The organism is Roseococcus sp. (genome assembly GCF_965227005.1).
In the GTDB taxonomy this organism is placed as follows: domain Bacteria; phylum Pseudomonadota; class Alphaproteobacteria; order Acetobacterales; family Acetobacteraceae; genus Roseococcus.
In genome coordinates, this window is the sequence record NZ_CBDDFJ010000008.1 from 144,401 (window position 1) to 159,771 (window position 15,371).

Annotated in this window: 14 protein-coding genes; 8 read left to right on the forward strand and 6 right to left on the reverse strand. The window is 70.3% G+C overall.

The window, feature by feature from the left end; translation table 11 throughout:
- Positions 1–4: 4 nt before the first annotated feature.
- A complete protein-coding gene (locus ACO057_RS04225) occupies positions 5–2,353 on the reverse strand; it encodes a CoA transferase (RefSeq protein WP_421989102.1) in 2,349 nt (782 codons plus the stop codon).
- A gap of 58 nt (positions 2,354–2,411) precedes the next feature.
- The gene (locus tag ACO057_RS04230) at positions 2,412–3,107 is read right to left on the reverse strand and encodes a GntR family transcriptional regulator (RefSeq protein ID WP_421989103.1); all 696 of its coding nucleotides are present in this window, start codon (positions 3,105–3,107) and stop codon (positions 2,412–2,414) included.
- Positions 3,108–3,169: 62 nt separating this feature from the next.
- Here ACO057_RS04230 and ACO057_RS04235 point away from each other — a divergent pair, with 62 nt between their 5' ends.
- From ACO057_RS04235 to ACO057_RS04260, 6 genes are read left to right on the forward strand one after another with little or no spacing between them, the layout of a single operon-like run.
- Positions 3,170–3,391 carry a biotin/lipoyl-binding carrier protein gene (locus ACO057_RS04235; protein WP_421989104.1) on the forward strand — a complete coding sequence of 74 codons (222 nt, stop codon included), beginning with the start codon at positions 3,170–3,172 and terminating at the stop codon, positions 3,389–3,391.
- A gap of 4 nt (positions 3,392–3,395) precedes the next feature.
- The gene (locus ACO057_RS04240) at positions 3,396–4,775 is read left to right on the forward strand and encodes an acetyl-CoA carboxylase biotin carboxylase subunit (protein WP_421989105.1); all 1,380 of its coding nucleotides are present in this window, start codon (positions 3,396–3,398) and stop codon (positions 4,773–4,775) included.
- Positions 4,775–6,331 carry an acyl-CoA carboxylase subunit beta gene (locus ACO057_RS04245; RefSeq protein ID WP_421989106.1) on the forward strand — a complete coding sequence of 519 codons (1,557 nt, stop codon included), beginning with the start codon at positions 4,775–4,777 and terminating at the stop codon, positions 6,329–6,331. The genes ACO057_RS04240 and ACO057_RS04245 overlap by 1 nt, the downstream gene beginning before the upstream one ends.
- Positions 6,328–7,281, forward strand: a complete 954-nt coding sequence (locus ACO057_RS04250) for a Bug family tripartite tricarboxylate transporter substrate binding protein (RefSeq protein WP_421989107.1) — start codon at positions 6,328–6,330, stop codon at positions 7,279–7,281. Before ACO057_RS04245 ends, ACO057_RS04250 begins: the two co-directional genes overlap by 4 nt.
- Positions 7,282–7,303: 22 nt before the next feature.
- The gene (locus ACO057_RS04255) at positions 7,304–8,254 is read left to right on the forward strand and encodes a Bug family tripartite tricarboxylate transporter substrate binding protein (RefSeq protein ID WP_421989108.1); all 951 of its coding nucleotides are present in this window, start codon (positions 7,304–7,306) and stop codon (positions 8,252–8,254) included.
- A gap of 49 nt (positions 8,255–8,303) precedes the next feature.
- Positions 8,304–9,464 carry an aminotransferase gene (locus ACO057_RS04260; RefSeq protein ID WP_421989109.1) on the forward strand — a complete coding sequence of 387 codons (1,161 nt, stop codon included), beginning with the start codon at positions 8,304–8,306 and terminating at the stop codon, positions 9,462–9,464.
- A gap of 47 nt (positions 9,465–9,511) precedes the next feature.
- On the opposite strand, the gene ACO057_RS04265 is transcribed toward ACO057_RS04260, so the two are convergent.
- From ACO057_RS04265 to ACO057_RS04280, 4 genes are all read right to left on the reverse strand, one after another.
- Entirely contained in the window at positions 9,512–9,751 is a 240-nt protein-coding gene (locus tag ACO057_RS04265; RefSeq protein WP_421989110.1) for a hypothetical protein, read from the reverse strand.
- Between the two features lie 134 nt (positions 9,752–9,885).
- Positions 9,886–10,956, reverse strand: a complete 1,071-nt coding sequence (locus ACO057_RS04270; protein WP_421989111.1) for a tartrate dehydrogenase — start codon at positions 10,954–10,956, stop codon at positions 9,886–9,888.
- Between the two features lie 30 nt (positions 10,957–10,986).
- On the reverse strand, positions 10,987–11,862 hold the full coding sequence (locus tag ACO057_RS04275; protein ID WP_421989112.1) for a sulfite oxidase heme-binding subunit YedZ: 876 nt from the start codon (positions 11,860–11,862) through the stop codon (positions 10,987–10,989).
- Complete coding sequence (locus tag ACO057_RS04280) at positions 11,859–12,776, reverse strand: mitochondrial fission ELM1 family protein (RefSeq protein WP_421989113.1); 918 nt, start codon at positions 12,774–12,776, stop codon at positions 11,859–11,861. The genes ACO057_RS04275 and ACO057_RS04280 overlap by 4 nt, the downstream gene beginning before the upstream one ends.
- Positions 12,777–12,829: 53 nt before the next feature.
- Between ACO057_RS04280 and ACO057_RS04285 the strand changes: the two genes are divergently transcribed.
- Together ACO057_RS04285 and ACO057_RS04290 are read left to right on the forward strand one after the other, a co-directional pair.
- A complete protein-coding gene (locus tag ACO057_RS04285; protein ID WP_421989114.1) occupies positions 12,830–13,555 on the forward strand; it encodes an orotate phosphoribosyltransferase in 726 nt (241 codons plus the stop codon).
- A gap of 165 nt (positions 13,556–13,720) precedes the next feature.
- Positions 13,721–15,370, forward strand: coding sequence for a peptide ABC transporter substrate-binding protein (locus tag ACO057_RS04290; protein ID WP_421989115.1), 1,650 nt, complete (start codon positions 13,721–13,723; stop codon positions 15,368–15,370).
- Position 15,371: the final 1 nt, after the last annotated feature.

Consider the following 15,371-nt stretch of genomic DNA (forward strand, 5'->3'; position numbering starts at 1 on the left):
ACCGTCACGCATTGACCGTCCGCGCCAGCGCCTGCGGATCGCTGCGGGGCCGGCGCGCCGAGACCGGGATCGCCTCCGTGCCGATGATCCCGTCGGCCTCGAGGGCCGCGATCTCCTGCGACGAAAGCCCCAGCAGCTCCGACAGGACCTCGGTATTGTCCTGTCCCAGCGTCGGCGCGGGCCGGACGATCTTCAGCGGCGGCCCGCCGGCCATGCGGATGGGCGCCGAGGGCAGGGTGTGCGGGCCGAGGAAGGGGCGATCCGCCTCCTGCCAGAAGCCGCGGGCGTGCAGATGTGCGTCGCGCCGCAGCTCGCTCGGCCAGCGCACCGCCCCGGCCGCGATCCCATTGGCCTGCAGCACGCCCATCACGGCATCGGCATCGCGCGGTCCGGTCCAGGCCGCGATCAGCGCCTCCAGCTCGTCCTCGCGCGCGCGGCGGGCCTCGAGGTCGAGTCCGGCCAGATCCGCTCGCTCCAGCACGGCGCAGAGCCGCGTCCAGGCGCCATCGTCGGTGACGGCGATCGCGACCCAGCCTTCGGCCGCGCAGGGGAAGGCCCCATGCGGCGCCTGGTCCGGATGGCGGTTGCCCAGGCGCGGCCCGCTGTCGCCCAGAGCGGATTGCGCGATCATCCAGGGCGCGACCAGGGGGAACATGCACTCCACCTGCGCGAGGTCGATATGCTGGCCCTCGCCGGTGGATTTGCGGTGCAGCAGCGCCGTCAGCACCGCGGCCGCCGCGTTCATGCCGCCCACGGGGTCGCCATAGGCGAGCTGGTTGGTGAGCGGCGGCCCATCGGCGGCGCCCGAGACGGTGGGCAGGCCCGAGGCGTGCTCCAGGGTGGAGCCATAGGCGCGCGCGTCGCGCCAGGGGCCCTGGCCGCCGAAGGCCGGCATGGAGAGCATGACGAGGTCGGGCCTGGAACGCTTCAGCACGGGATAATCGAGCCCGAGCTTGGGCAGCACCTCGCGCGCGTAGTTCTCGATCACCGCGTCACAATGCGCGACCAGCCGCTGGAGCAGCGCGGCGCCCTCCGGCCGGCTGAGATCCAGCGTGATGCCGCGCTTGTTGCGGTTCTGGAAGGCGAAGCGCACGTCGCGCTCATAGAGCTTCTGCTCGAAGAAGGCGGGGCGCGGATCCACGCCCCGCCACCAGTCGGGATACTGGATCGCCTCGACCTTGATGATCTCGGCGCCCAGATCGCCCAGGGTGCGCGTGCAGACCGGGCCGGCCCAGCCCATGGAGAGGTCGAGCACGCGCAGTCCCTGCAACGGCAGGAGCTTTTCCGATGGGCCGCCGGTCAGGAGGGGCGCAGGCGGCGCGGGCTCGGGCCCGAGCGGCGCGATGCCGTAGCGGCGCGGCGGCGTGCGGGTAAGGCGCTGGGGCAAGGTGGGCCCCTCGAACTCGGTGGCGCCGAGCTTCACGCGCTGGAAGGCATCGCGCGCGCGATGCGTGGGCGTGGCGAGCAGCGTCGTCATCTCGGGCACCACGGCGAAGGGCAGGCGGCGGGCCAGCGCCTCGGCGAACCAGTCCTCGGCGGTGCGCGCGGCAAGGCGCTCGGCGAAGAGCGTCTCCAGCCGCTCGGCCTGGGCGAGGCGTCCGGGCCAGACGGCGAAGGCGGGGTCGCGCGCGAGATCGTCGAGGCCCAGCATCTCGCAGAAGGCGCGCCATTGCGCGGGGGTGACGATGGTGACGCCGAGCCAGCCCTCCCGGCAGCGATAGACGCCGAGCGGGCTGGTGGGCGCGAAGCGGTTCACGCCGCGCCGCTGCTCGACCTCGGGATTGGTGACGGCCTGGGCCGCCTGATACTCGGCGATGGCGATATTGGCCTCGTGGATGCTGGCCTCCATCCGCCGTCCGCCGCCGCCCCAGAGCGCGGCCGCGCTCGCGATGAAGGCTGCGATGCCGCCCATCGCCTCGCCGGCCATGCCGCCCAGCATGGAGGGCGGGCCCTCCTTGGGGCCAATGCAGGCGAAGACGCCGGCCAAAGCGCGGCAGGTGACGTCGGTCGCGGCGAAATGGGCGTAAGGGCCTTGTTCGCCGAACCAGGAGATGCGCGTGGTGACGAGGTGGCGCGGCAGGCTTTCCCGCCCGCGGGGGCGCGCGTCGAGCAGGACGTGGCAGCTCGGCGCCAGCTGCGAGACGCTGCCCTCGACCAGGCGCTTGTTGGTGTTCAGCCAGGCCTGGAGCGCGGAGCCCTCGCCGAGGCGGGGCCAGGCCGTGGCGATCGGATCGTGGTGGTCGGCGATCTTCAGGACTTCGGCGCCGAAGTCGGCGAAGAGCTTGCCCGCATAGGCAAGGGCGGCGCCGCCGCCGGCCTCGAGCACACGAATTCCTGCCAGGGCCTCGGCCATGAATCTCTCCCACTGGAGGGCTCTATCGGCCCAGATCTGTGATCATAGATTGGTGGGATCAGGCCTCGTCAAGCTTCGGCCCGGCCGCGTTGATGGCGGGCAGCCGGCGCAGCAGGGCGTCAGCATAGACGGAGATATCGCGCTGGATGGCGAGGCGCGCGAGCGCACCGTCGCGCGCGCGCAGGGCGCGGATCACGTCGTGATGGGGATGCTCATCGGGATGGTGCAGGAAGCGGATCTCCTTGATGCCCGCATTCAGCGGCCCGCATTGCAGCCACAGCCCCTCGATGATGCGCGACAGCACGGGCATCTCGGCCATGGACGAGAGGGCGCGATGGAAGCGCTCGTTGGCGACCATCATCTCCTCCATTCGCCCGCAGACGCGATCGTCGCGCATTCCGGCATGGATGGCGGCCAGGGCGTCCACCTGCTCGGGCGTGGCGCGCTCGGCGGCGCGGGTGGCGGCCTTGCCCTCCAGATCCATCCGCAGCTCGGCCACCTCGCGCAGCCGCGCATCGGAGAGGATGGGCACGCGAACCGAGCGACGGTCCAGCTGCTCCAGCGCGCCCTCGCTGATGAGCCGGGTGAGGGCGGCGCGAACGGGCATGGAGCTGACGCCCATCTCCTCGGCCAGGACGCGCAGCTTCAGCTTCTCGCCGGGGTGGAAGCGGCTGCGCATGAGGGCGAGCCTCAGGCGGTGATGCACCTGGGCGGCGACGCTTTCTTCGGGGGAGGTGTTGACAGGAACGCCCATAGCTGAAAGTTTGATCACAAATACGCGCAGCCTACAATTATTGGCGCGGAGGAAACGGTCCCATGGCAGAAACAAGAGTGCTCGCCGAGATCGGCGCGTCCGTGTGGAAGATTGCGGCCCCCGCCGGTTCGGCGGTGGGCGAGGACGATCCGATCCTCATCCTGGAATCCATGAAGATGGAAATCCCGGTCATTGCCCCCCATGCCGGGACGGTGGTCGAGGTTCTCGTCTCCGAGGGCCAGCAGGTCGAGGAAGGCCAGGCTGTCGCCACGCTTCGGCGGTAGGTTCATGGGCCCCGTCCTGATCGCCAATCGCGGCGAGATCGCCGCGCGCATCGCGCGCACCTGCCGGAAGATGGGCGTCCGCAGCATCGCGGTCTTTTCCGACGCCGATGCCGGCGCGCTGCATGTCGAGGCCGCCGACCACGCCGAGCGCATCGGCCCCGCCCATCCCCGCGAAAGCTATCTCAGCATCCCCGCGCTCCTCGACGCGGCCGAGCGCAGCGGCGCGCGCTTCGTGCACCCGGGCTACGGCTTCCTGTCGGAGAATGCCGAATTCGCCGAGGCCTGCCGCCATGCCGGGCTCACCTTCATCGGTCCCTCGCCCGAGGCCATCCGCGCCATGGGCGGCAAGGCGGCGGCGCGGCTGATCGCACAAGAGGCGGGCGTGGCCTGCCTGCCGGGCGATCCGGGCGCCGACCAGTCGGAGGACGGGCTTTCGGCCGCCGCCGCGCGCATCGGCTATCCCGTGATGATCAAGGCCATCGGCGGCGGAGGAGGTCGCGGCATGCGCCGCGTCCGCTCACCGGAAGAATTCTCCGCCGCCCTGGCCGCCGCGCGCCGCGAGGCCGCGATCTTCGGCGACGACCGCGTGATGCTGGAAAAGCTTGTGGAGAGCGCGCGCCACATCGAGGTACAGATCATCGCCGACAGCCACGGCCATGTCCTGCATTTGCACGAGCGCGACTGCACGCTGCAGCGCCGCCATCAGAAGCTGGTCGAGGAATGCCCCGCGCCTGGCATGAGCGCGGAACTGCGCGCCGAACTCGGCCGCCGCGCCTGCGCCCTGGCGCGCGCGGTGAACTATGTCGGCGCCGGCACCGTTGAGTTCATCGCCGCCGCGCCGCTGACCGTGGACAGCATCTGGTTCATGGAGATGAACACGCGCCTGCAGGTCGAGCATCCGGTGACCGAGATGGTGACGGGCCTCGACCTCGTGGAATGGCAGCTCCGCATCGCCGCCGGCGAGGCGCTGCCTTTCACGCAGGATCAGATCCGCCTCGATGGTCACGCCGTCGAGGCGCGGCTTTGCGCCGAGGATCCATCGAAGAATTTCTTTCCCTCTCCGGGCCGGCTGGCGGTGCTGGAGCTGCCGGCGGAAGGGCAGGGCCTGCGCGTCGATGCCGGGGTGCGCTCCGGCGACACCGTCACTCCTTATTATGATTCGATGCTGGCCAAGGTCGTCGCCCACGCGCCCACCCGCGCCCAGGCGCTGGCCCGGCTGGCCGAGGCGCTCGACGCCATCCGCGTGGAGGGCGTGAAGCTCAATGCGGGCTTCCTCGCCGCGGCACTCCGCAGCGCGGAGATGCGCGAGGGCCGAATGGATACCGGCTTTCTGGAAGCCGCAAGGAAAACGCTGCTCGAAGCGGCGCTGAAGGAGCCTGCCTGATGTCCTGGCAACCCGAGCTCGACGAGCTGCGTCTGCGCGAATCCCATGCGAAGGAGCTGGGCGGCGCCGACAAGGTGGCGCGCCAGCATGCCGGCGGCCGCCTCACCGTGCGCGAGCGCATCGACGGCATGGCCGATGCCGGCACCTTCCACGAGATGGGCGCAATCGCCGGCAAGGCCGAATATGACGAGGCCGGGAACCTCAAGCTGCTCACGCCGTCCAACTGCGTCATGGGGCGCGGCAAGGTCGATGGACGTCCGGTGGTCCTGCTGGGCGACGACTTCACCGTCCGCGGCGGCTCGGCCGATGCCACCATCCGCGAAAAGCCGATCATGGCCGAGCGAATGGCCTATGAGTTCCGCCTGCCGCTGATCCGCATCATCGAGGGCTCGGGCGGCGGCGGCTCGGTGAAGACCATCGAGACGACGGGCCGCGCGAACCTGCCCGGCGGCGTCGGCGGCGGCGCGCTCTATCATTATACGGGCGCCAATCTGAGCATGGTGCCGGTGGTGGCGCTGGGGCTGGGCTCGGTCGCGGGCCTCGGCGCCGCGCGGCTGGCGGCCAGCCATTACTCGGTGATGACCAAGAAATCCGCGATGTTCGTCGCCGGCCCGCCGGTGGTGAAGCGCCTGGGGCAGGACCTGAGCAAGACGGAGCTGGGCGGCTGGGAGATCCAGACCAAGTCCGGCGCCGTGGACCACGCGACGGAGACCGAGGAGGAGGCCTTCGAGGCCGCGCGCCGCTTCCTGTCCTACCTGCCGTCCTCGGTCTACGGCACGCCGCCGGTCAGCGAATGCGCGGACGATCCGAACCGCCGCGACGAGAAGCTCTTCACCCACATCCCGCGCGACCGCCGCCGCGTCTACCAGATGCGCCCGATCGTGGAATCGGTCGTCGACAAGGGCAGCTTCTTCGAGATGGGGAAGATGTTCGGCCGCAGCATCATCACTGGCTTCGCGCGGCTCAACGGCAAGCCCGTCGCGCTGATGGCCAGCGATCCCTTCTTCTACGGCGGCTCCTGGACGGCCGATGCCTGCGCCAAGATCATCCGCTTCGTGGACCTGGCCGAGACCTTCCACCTCCCCATCGTCTATCTGCAGGACTGCCCGGGCTTCATGGTCGGGCTGGAGGCGGAGAAGGCGGCCACCATCCGCCTGGGCGTGCGCGCCATGGCTGCGGTGAACCAGACCACCGTGCCCTGGTGCACCATGATCATCCGCAACGCCTTCGGCGTGGCCGGCGTGGTGCATCAGCCGGCCGGGCGCTTCTCGCTGCGCTACGCCTGGCTCTCGGCGCGCTGGGGCTCGCTGCCGCTGGAGGGCGGGATCGAGGCGGCCTATGCGGCCGATCTGGCGGCGGCCGAGGATCCCGTGGCGGAGCTCGGGCGGATCGAGGACCGGCTGAATAAGCTGCGCTCGCCCTTCCGCTCGGCCGAGACCTTCTGGGTCGAGGAGATCATCGACCCGCGCGACACGCGTCGCCTGCTCTGCGACTTCGCCGATCTGGCGCAGCCGCTGCTCTCGCCCACGCCCAGCGGCCTGAAGCTGCGGCCATGAGGCGCCTCCTCCTGGTCGCGCTGCTGCTGGCAGGACCCGCCTCGGCGCAGGGCTTCCCCGACCGTGCGCCGCGCATCCTGGGCGGCTTCGCGGCCGGCGGGACGAGCGACATCATCAACCGCATCCTGGCCGAGGCCGCCTTCGCCACGCTCGGCCATCGCCCCGTCGTCGAGGTCCGCACCGGCGCCAACGGCTTCATCGCCGCCGGCGAGGCCGTGCGCAGCCCGGCGGATGGCTACACTATCGTGCAATGCGCGACCGGCCTGCTCACCATCACGCCCGAGCTGCCGGGCGCGAACATGCCCATCGACCCTTCCCGCGACCTGATCCCCATCGCGAATTTCGCGCATTCCTCGCAGATGATGGTGGTCAGCAAGAACTCGCCCTTCCACAGCGTGGCCGAGGTCCTGGCCGCCGCCCGCGCCCGTCCCGGCGAGGTGAGCTATGCCAGCGCGGGCATCGGCTCGGTCTCGCACCTCTCCGGCGCGCGGCTGGAGCAGGCGGCCAATATCCGGATGCTGCACGTGCCCTATCGCGGCGCCGCGCTGGGCGTGCTCGACGTGATGGCCGGGCGGGCGGATCTCATCATCACCAATCTCGGCGACGCGATGCAGCAGATCCGCGGCGGCGAGATGCGGCTGCTGGCCTTCGCCGACGGCATCGGCTCGCCGGCATTTCCCGATGCGCCGCAGATCGGCGCGACGGTGCCGGGCTATGCCGTCAGCGGCTGGTTCGGCTATTGCGCCGCGCGCGGCACGCCCGAGGCCGTCATCGGCCGCTGGGCCGAGGCGATCCGCGCCGCGACGGCCGATCCGGCCACGCTGCGCCGCTTCGCCGAGAACGGCCTGGTCGCGCGCTTCGAGGCGCCGGGTGCGTTCAGCCGCACCATCGCCGCCGACCGTGCGAGCTGGCGTGACGTGATCCTCGGAGCGAACATCCGCGCCGAATAAACAAGAGTAAGAGGAAACGCCCATGCTCCGCCTGCTGACGGCCGCGCTCCTGGCGCTCGCTCCCATCGCCGTCCAGGCGCAGGATCGCCAGCCACGCATCCTCTCGGGTTTCGCGCCGGGCGGCACCTCGGACCTCACGGCACGCTTCATCGCCGAAGGAATCGGGACCGCGCTCGGCCAGCGGCCGGTCGTGGAGAACCGCACGGGCGCCAATGGCTTCATCGCCGCCGAGGCCGTGGCGCGCGGGCCGGTGGACGGCTCAGTGGTGCTGCAATGCGCGATGGGCGGCATGACCATCAGCCCCGAGCTGCCGGGCGCCGTGCTGCCGATCGATCCGGGCAAGGACCTCGTTCCCATCGCCAACATGGCGCTTTCCACCTATGGCGTGGTGGCCAGCGCGCGTGGCCCCTTCCGGGTGCTGGGCGAGGTCGTGGCGGCCGCTCGGGCGCGGCCGGGGACGATCTCCTACGCCAGCGCGGGCGTCGGTTCGGCCCAGCACCTGACCGGCGCGCGGCTGGAGGCGATGGCCGGGATCGAGATGGTCCACGTTCCTTATCGAGGTGCGGCGCCGGCGGCGCTGGACGTGATCGCGGGGCGGGCCGACCTGCTCATCACCAATCTCGGCGACGTCATCCGGCAGATCCAGGGTGGGGAACTCCGTCTGCTGGCGCTGGGCGACGCGCAGGGCGTACCGGAGTTCGCGAGCGCGCCGCGGCTGGCGGACACCGTGCCCGGCCTGGAGGTGGTGGGCTGGTTCGGGCTCTGCGGGCCGAAGAACATGAACCCGCAGATGGTGCGCAGCTGGGCCGCGGCGACAGAGCGCGCGCTGCAGGATCCCACGCTGCAGCGGCGGCTGCTGGAGAACGGGCTGACCCCCACCTTCGAGGGGCCGGAGGCCTTCGCCGCGCGGATCACGCGCGAGCGCGCGATGTGGGGCGAGACCATCCGAAGGGCCAATATCCGCGCCAATTAGGTTCGCCGCCGGCTTCCAAGGCGCGTGCGGCGATGCCAGTTTGCCGCCCATGCCTCCCTTCGCCCCGACCATCCTCGCCACCGCCGAGCCCGCCATCCCCGCCGCCCGCGCCTGGGCGGCGCGCTATCAGGGTCAGCACGGGCCGGCGCTGGACCTGACCCAGGCGGTGCCGGGCTATCCGCCGCATCCGGAGCTGCTGGCGCGCCTCGCCGAGGCGGCGGGCTCACGCGCCGGAGCGGGCTACGGCCCCATCGCTGGTGATCCCGCTTTGCGCGAGGCGCTGGCGGGCGATGTGTCGCTGTTCTACGGCGCGGCGGTCACCGGCGCGCAGGTGTCGATCACCGCCGGCTGCAACCTGGCCTTCGCCATGGCGATGAAGACCATTGCCTCGCCCGGCGACAACCTGCTCGTTCCCACGCCCTGGTACTTCAACCACCAGATGGCGCTGAGCCTCTCGGGCATCGAGGCGCGGCCGCTGCCCTGCCGCGCCGAGGACCGCTTCGTGCCGGACCCCGGGCGCGCCGCCGCGCTGATCGACGATCGCACGCGCGCCATCCTGCTCGTCACGCCCAACAATCCGACCGGCGCGGTCTATCCGCCCGAGGTGATCCAGGCCTTCGCCGAAATGGCCCGGCGGCGCGGGATCTGGCTCATCCTCGACGAGACCTATCGCGACTTCCTGACCGAGGCGCAGAGCCCGCCGCATCGGCTGTTCCGCGATCCGGACTGGAAGGACGTGCTGGTCCATCTCTATAGCTTCTCCAAGGCCTATTGCATTCCGGGCCATCGGCTCGGCGCCGTCGTCGCCGGCGAGGCCTTTCAGGCCCAGCTCGCCAAGGCGATCGACACCCTGCAGATCTGCCCGGCGCGCGCAGGCCAGCAGGCGGTGACCTGGGCGATCGACGCGCTGCGCGACTGGCGGGCGGGCAATCGCGCGATCATGGCCAAGCGCGCCGCCGCCTGCCGGGCCGCGCTGGACGCGGGCTGGATCGATGCAATGGGGAGCTACTTCGCCTATCTGCGCCTGCCCGAGGGCGCGCCCGATGCCCTGAAGGCCGCGGAGTTCCTGGCGGCGGAGCAGGGGTTGCTCTGCCTGCCGGGCCCCTTCTTCGGGCCGGGGCAGGAGCGCCATCTGCGGCTGGCCTTCGCCAATGCCGAGGCCGAGCGGCTGGCGGAACTGCCGCAGCGGCTGGCCGGACTGACGGGTTAGTCAGGAAAAGAGAAAGAGCGCCTCGACGGTTGCGAGGCGGACGATTCTCAGTCGCATTCGCAACCGGGAGTCGGCGCCATGCTCTCGCGCATGACGTGGTGGTCCACCCATTCGGCAACCAGGCGCCGCGCCTCGGTGACCGAGGCTTCCGGGTGATGCACGCGATAGAGCGTCGTACAGGCCTGGAAGGCCGACAGATCCGGCGTGCCCACGTCGCGCAATTCGCGATAAGCGGTCACAACGGCCCGTTCGCAGCGGCGGGCGATATGGCTGAAGTCCTGGCCCATCGTTCTCTCCAATTGCGAATCACTCGCAACGCTTCGCAACAGTAGCGACATCTGCACGGTCGTTCAAGTGTCCGTCCGGCACTCTGTCGGAAGGCGGGCAGGTGGCCCATCGGCCACCTGCCCCATCGTCCTGATCAGGAGGCGGCGACGGCGTCCGCGATGGCCTTGCCCACCTCGAGCGTGCCGGCCTGGCCACCCAGGTCGCGCGTGCGCGGCCCGCCATTGGCCAGCAGGTTCTCGATGGCATCGGTAATGGCCTTGGCGGCCTCGGGCTCGCCGAGATGGTCCAGCATCATCGCGCCCGACCAGATCTGTCCGATCGGGTTCGCGATGAAGCGCCCCGCGATATCCGGCGCCGAGCCGTGCACCGGCTCGAACATCGAGGGGAAGGCCTTCTCGGGATTGATGTTGGCGCTCGCGGCCACGCCGATGGAGCCGGCCACGGCCGGACCCAGGTCGGAGAGGATGTCGCCGAACAGGTTGGAGCCGACCACCACGTCGAACCAGTCCGGATGCTGCACGAAATGCGCGCAGAGGATGTCGATGTGGAACTGGTCGGTCTTCACCTCGGGGTAGTTCTTCGCCATCTCGGCGAAGCGGTCGTCCCAATAGGGCATGGTGAAGGTGATGCCGTTGGACTTGGTGGCGCTCGTCACCTTCTTGCGCGGGCGCTTCATGGCCAGCTCGAAGGCGTATTTGATGATGCGGTCGGTGCCGGTGCGCGTCAGCACGCTCTGCTGCGAGACGAATTCGCGGTCCGTGCCCGGGAACATCGTGCCGCCGATGGAGGAATACTCGCCCTCGGTGTTCTCGCGCACGACGTAGAAGTCGATCTCGGCGGGGGTGCGGTTGGCGAGCGGGGTGGAGACGCCCGGCAGGAGCTTGCAGGGGCGCAGCGAGACATATTGGTCAAAGCCGCGGCGGATCGGGATCAGCAGGCCCCAGAGCGAGGTGTGATCCGGCACGCCCGGCCAGCCCACGGCGCCGAGGAAGACGCTGTCGCTGTCCTTCAGCTGGTCCAGGCCGTCCTCGGGCATCATCCGGCCGGTCTTGGTATAGGTCTCGCAGGACCAGTCGTAATGCGTGAGCTTCAGGTCGAAGCCGAAGCGGCGCGCGGCGGCGTCGAGCACGCGCAGGCCCTCGGGTGTGGTTTCCTTGCCGATTCCATCGCCTGGAATGACGGCGATGCGGTGCGTTCGTGCCATGACGTGTCCCATCCTCAGATGGAATTCGAGTTACGCCCCGCGCAGTTTTTGGACAAGTTGCCGCGCGGCGGCGAGCAGCACGAAGCCGGCCATCCCGATCGTCGCCCAGGCGGCCGGGCGCGGCCCGAAGGTCAGATCGAAATTCGCGGCCGCGACGCGCGAGGCCGGCAGGTTCGTGGCCAAAGCGTACCAAGCGTATTCGATGCCGACCGAGGCGAGGAAGGCGACGACGGTGAGCGCGGCCAGCGCCGGCAGGCTGGATTGCCACCGCGCCGGCACCAGCCGCCACAGCAGCAGCCAGAGCAGGATTCCGGTCAGCAGGCTCTCCTGCCCGACATCGGATTTGGCCTGGATGAAGGCGTGCAGCATGGCCAGCAGGATGATGGGGAAGATCAGCCGGTGCAGCCGCTTCCAGCGCCGGCCGAGGCGCTTCATCCAGCCGTCGGTGGAGGTCCAGCCCAGCACGCAAAGCCCCGCGACCGCGACGAAGCCGATGGTGAGGTAGAAGCGCTTGGCGATCTCGAGGAGGGCGGTCGTCACCACCCAGTTCTGGTCGGCGACGTAAAGCGTCAGGTGCAGCAGCACCCAGGCCAGCGCGCCGAGCCCGACCATGCGGCGGATCTGATAAAGCCGCGGCCAGGCGAGGATGCGCCCGGCCGGGGTGATGGCGAGGCTCGCGATCAGGAACCGGATCGACCAGCGCCCCGTCTCATGCATCACGGCGTTCAGGGGCTCGGGGCCGAGATTGGCCCGCCAGGCATCGGCCAGGATGAAGAAGAGGGGCAGGATCAGGATCGCCAGCGCCACGATGCGCAGCGGCGAGAGCCGGCCGTTGCGCTCGCGCCAGAGCACCCAGTCGGGGATCGTCGGGGTGGCTGGCGCCCGCCCGGCGCGCGGCGGCCTCACCGGACCAGCCCGCGCGCATGGATCTCGGCGACGATGCGGCCCGTCTCGTCCAGGGCCTCGCGCGGTGGGGGCAGGGCCTCGCCCAGCCGTGCGGCGAGGCCGGCCGCGATCAGCCCATCGGCCATGGCGCGGTGCCGGGGGCCGAGGCCGCCGGGATCGGCGATGAGGAGCGGGGCTGTCGTCATCAGGGCCTCGGAGAGCATGGAGATGGAATCCCCCGTGACGACGATGCGTTGCGCCAAGGCCAGCATCGCCAGGAAGGGGTTCGGATCGGCGCCCCCCCATCGATGCAGGTGATGGGGCGTGCCGGAAAGGCTTTTCGCCACGGCCTCGCTGGCGGTTACGCCGGTGCGGCGCGAGGCGGTGGCCATGACGCTCGCCCCCAGCCCGGCGGCCTGGCGCGCGATTTCCGCGGCCACCTCGGGCGCCATGTTCTCGGCCCGTACCGGCCCGCCGAGCAGCAAGGCCACGCGCGGCGCGGGCAGGGCGGCGAGTTCGGGGAATTGGGCGGGGGCGGCGGCCAGCGTCCCGGGCGTCAGCCTGTGGGCGGCGCCCTGGATGACCATCACGTTGTCGGCCCGGGCGGGCGCGTCATGCGCGCCGATCACCAGCAGGTCGAAATCATGGGCGCCGAATCCGGGCCGCATGGCGTGGACCGTCCGCACGCCACGCGCCCGCAGCCAGCGCGACACGGGGGCCGCGCGGCGCCCGGCGGAGATGACCAGCTCTGGCCAGGGCGGGGCGATGGATGAGCGGTTCGCGAGTCCGGCCAGGGTCGCCCAGGGCCAAGGCAGCTTGGCCCAGGGGCCGAAGCGCAGCGGAATCCGGCGGAAGGGCAGGCCCAGACGCTCGGCGATGCCCAGCGCCTGCGCGGCCGTCCCCGCGCGCGGGTCTTCCAGAACCCAGACCGTCATGGACGGAAGAGGTTCCGGGGGGTAGGAAACGGCGTTTGTGTCGGAGCGGAAGAATGAGTGGCCATCACGCCTCGGATTGGGATCAGGACGCGGCCCTGACCACGGCGCGCATCCTGCTGGAGATCAAGGCGGTGAATTTCCGCCCCGAGGAACCCTATACCCTCACCTCCGGCTGGAAGAGCCCCGTCTATATCGATTGCCGCAAGATCATCTCCTATCCGCGCGCACGGACGCGGATCAGCGATCTGGGCGTCGAGAAGATCAACCGCGCGATCGGCTTCGAGACGATCGAGAGCATCGCCGGCGGCGAGACGGCGGGCATTCCCTTCGCCTCCTGGATCGCCGACCGCATGAACCTGCCGATGGCCTATGTGCGCAAGAAGCCCAAGGGCTTCGGCCGCAACGCGCTCATCGAGGGCGACGTGCCGGTGGGCAAGGAGACGCTGCTCGTCGAGGACCTCACCACCGACGGCGCCAGCAAGATCCGCTTCGCCGAGGCGCTGCGCGAGGCCGGCGCGAAATGCGCGCACACCTTCGTGGTGTTCTACTACGGCGTCTTCCCCGGCAGCTTCGAGCAGATGAAGGCCATGGACCTCACGCTGCATCACCTCGCCACCTGGTGGGACGTGCTCGAGGTCTGCCGCGAGAAGTCCTACTTCCCGGAAGCCTCGCTGACCGGCGTGCGCAAGTTCCTGGAGGATCCGGTGGCCTGGAGCCGCGCCCATGGCGGCGTGGGCAGCCTCGAAGAGGCGCTGGCCCATAAGAACAAGGTGGCCTGAGGAGAGCGATTTCCCTCCGTTGCGTGCTGGTTGGGTATCACCACGCGACGGAGCTCCCATGAAGCCGAAGATGAGCCGATCGACCCGGGGGGCTGACCTTCGAGGGAAGGTTGCCCCTACCACCTGGGCCGGGCCACCATGGGTGCCTATGGCCTGGAGTTCGGCATGTTCGCCCGCTTTCTGTTTCTGAGCCTGGTCTGGGCGCTTCCCGCACTGGCCCAGCCGCGCGACACCTTGACCATCGGCGTCACGCAATACCCCTCCACGCTGCATCCCAATATCGAGAGCATGGTCGCGAAGGCCTATACGCTGGGCTTCGCGCGCCGCCCCGTGACGGCCTATGACGTCGAATGGAAGCTCGTCTGCCTGTTGTGCGAGACGCTGCCGACGCTGGAGAACGGCCTCGCGCGTCTGGAAACCACGCCCGAGGGCAAGGCCGGCATCCGCGTCACCTGGCGCCTGCGCGAGGGAAGCCGCTGGGGCGACGGCACGCCCATCACCACCGAGGATCTCCGCTTCGCCTATGAGGCCGGGCGTGAGCCCGCGACCGGCATCGGCCCGGCTGAATTCTACCGCTCGGCCTATGAGTTCATCGCCGAGGACGCCCGCACCTTCACCCTGCGCTTCGACCGCGTGACCTTCGAATTCGCCAGCCTCGGCGATTTCGCGCCCCTTCCGGCCCATCTCGAGCGCGAGCTCTGGCGGTCCGATCCGCGCAGCTATCGCACGCGCACCCTCTACGACACGCAGCCGGCGACGCCCGGCCTCTGGAACGGGCCCTATCGCATCGTCCAGGTACAACCCGGCTCGGCCATCACGCTGGAGCGCAACGCGCAGTGGGACGGCGCGGCCCCCGCCTTCCGCCGCATCGTGATCCGCGCCGTGGAGAGCACGCCGGCCCTGGAGGCCCAGCTCCTCGCCGGCCAGATCGACATGATCGCCGGCGAGCTCGGCCTGCCCATCGAGCAGGCGGTCGCCCTGGCGCGCCGCACGGGTGCGCGCTTTCGCGTGGAATACCGTCCCGGCCTGATCTACGAGCATCTCGACCTGAACCTCGACCTGCCCATCTTCGCCGACCGCCGGGTCCGCCAGGCGCTGCTGATCGGCCTGGACCGCGCGCAGATCGTCGCCCGGCTCTTCGAGGGCCGGCAGACGGTCGCCAATTCCAACGTGAACCCGCTCGACTGGCCGAGCGATCCCGATGTCCAGGCCTGGCCCTATGACGCCCGCCGCGCCGCCGCGATGCTGGAGGAGGCCGGCTGGCGTCCGGGCCCCGACGGCATCCGGCGCAACGCCGCCGGCGAGCGGCTGACCTTCGAGCTCATGACCACGGCCGGCAACCGCTCGCGCGAGGCGGTGCAGCAGGTGATCCAGGCGCAATGGCGCCAGATCGGCGTGGAGGCGCGCATCCGCAACGAGCCGCCGCGCGTCTTCTTCGGCGAGACCATGTCCCATCGCCGCTTCGGGGGCGCGGCGCTCTATGCCTGGATCTCCTCGCCCGAGGGCGTGCCGCGCACCACGCTGCATTCGGAGGAGATCCCGACCGTCGCGCGCAACTGGTCCGGCCAGAACTATCCGGGATTCCGCAACGCGGAGATGGATGCGCTGCTGGAGGCCCTGCCCATCGAGCTGGACCGCGAGAAGCGCCGCGCGCTCTGGCACCGCCTCCAGGCCATCTATGCCGAGGAACTGCCCTCCCTGCCGCTGTGGTTCCGCCAGGACGCCCATGTCTGGCCGAGCTGGCTGGAGGGTGTCCGGCCGACGGGCCACCTCAATTTCTCGTCCCTCTGGGCCGAGGAGTGGCGGGTGCGTTGAT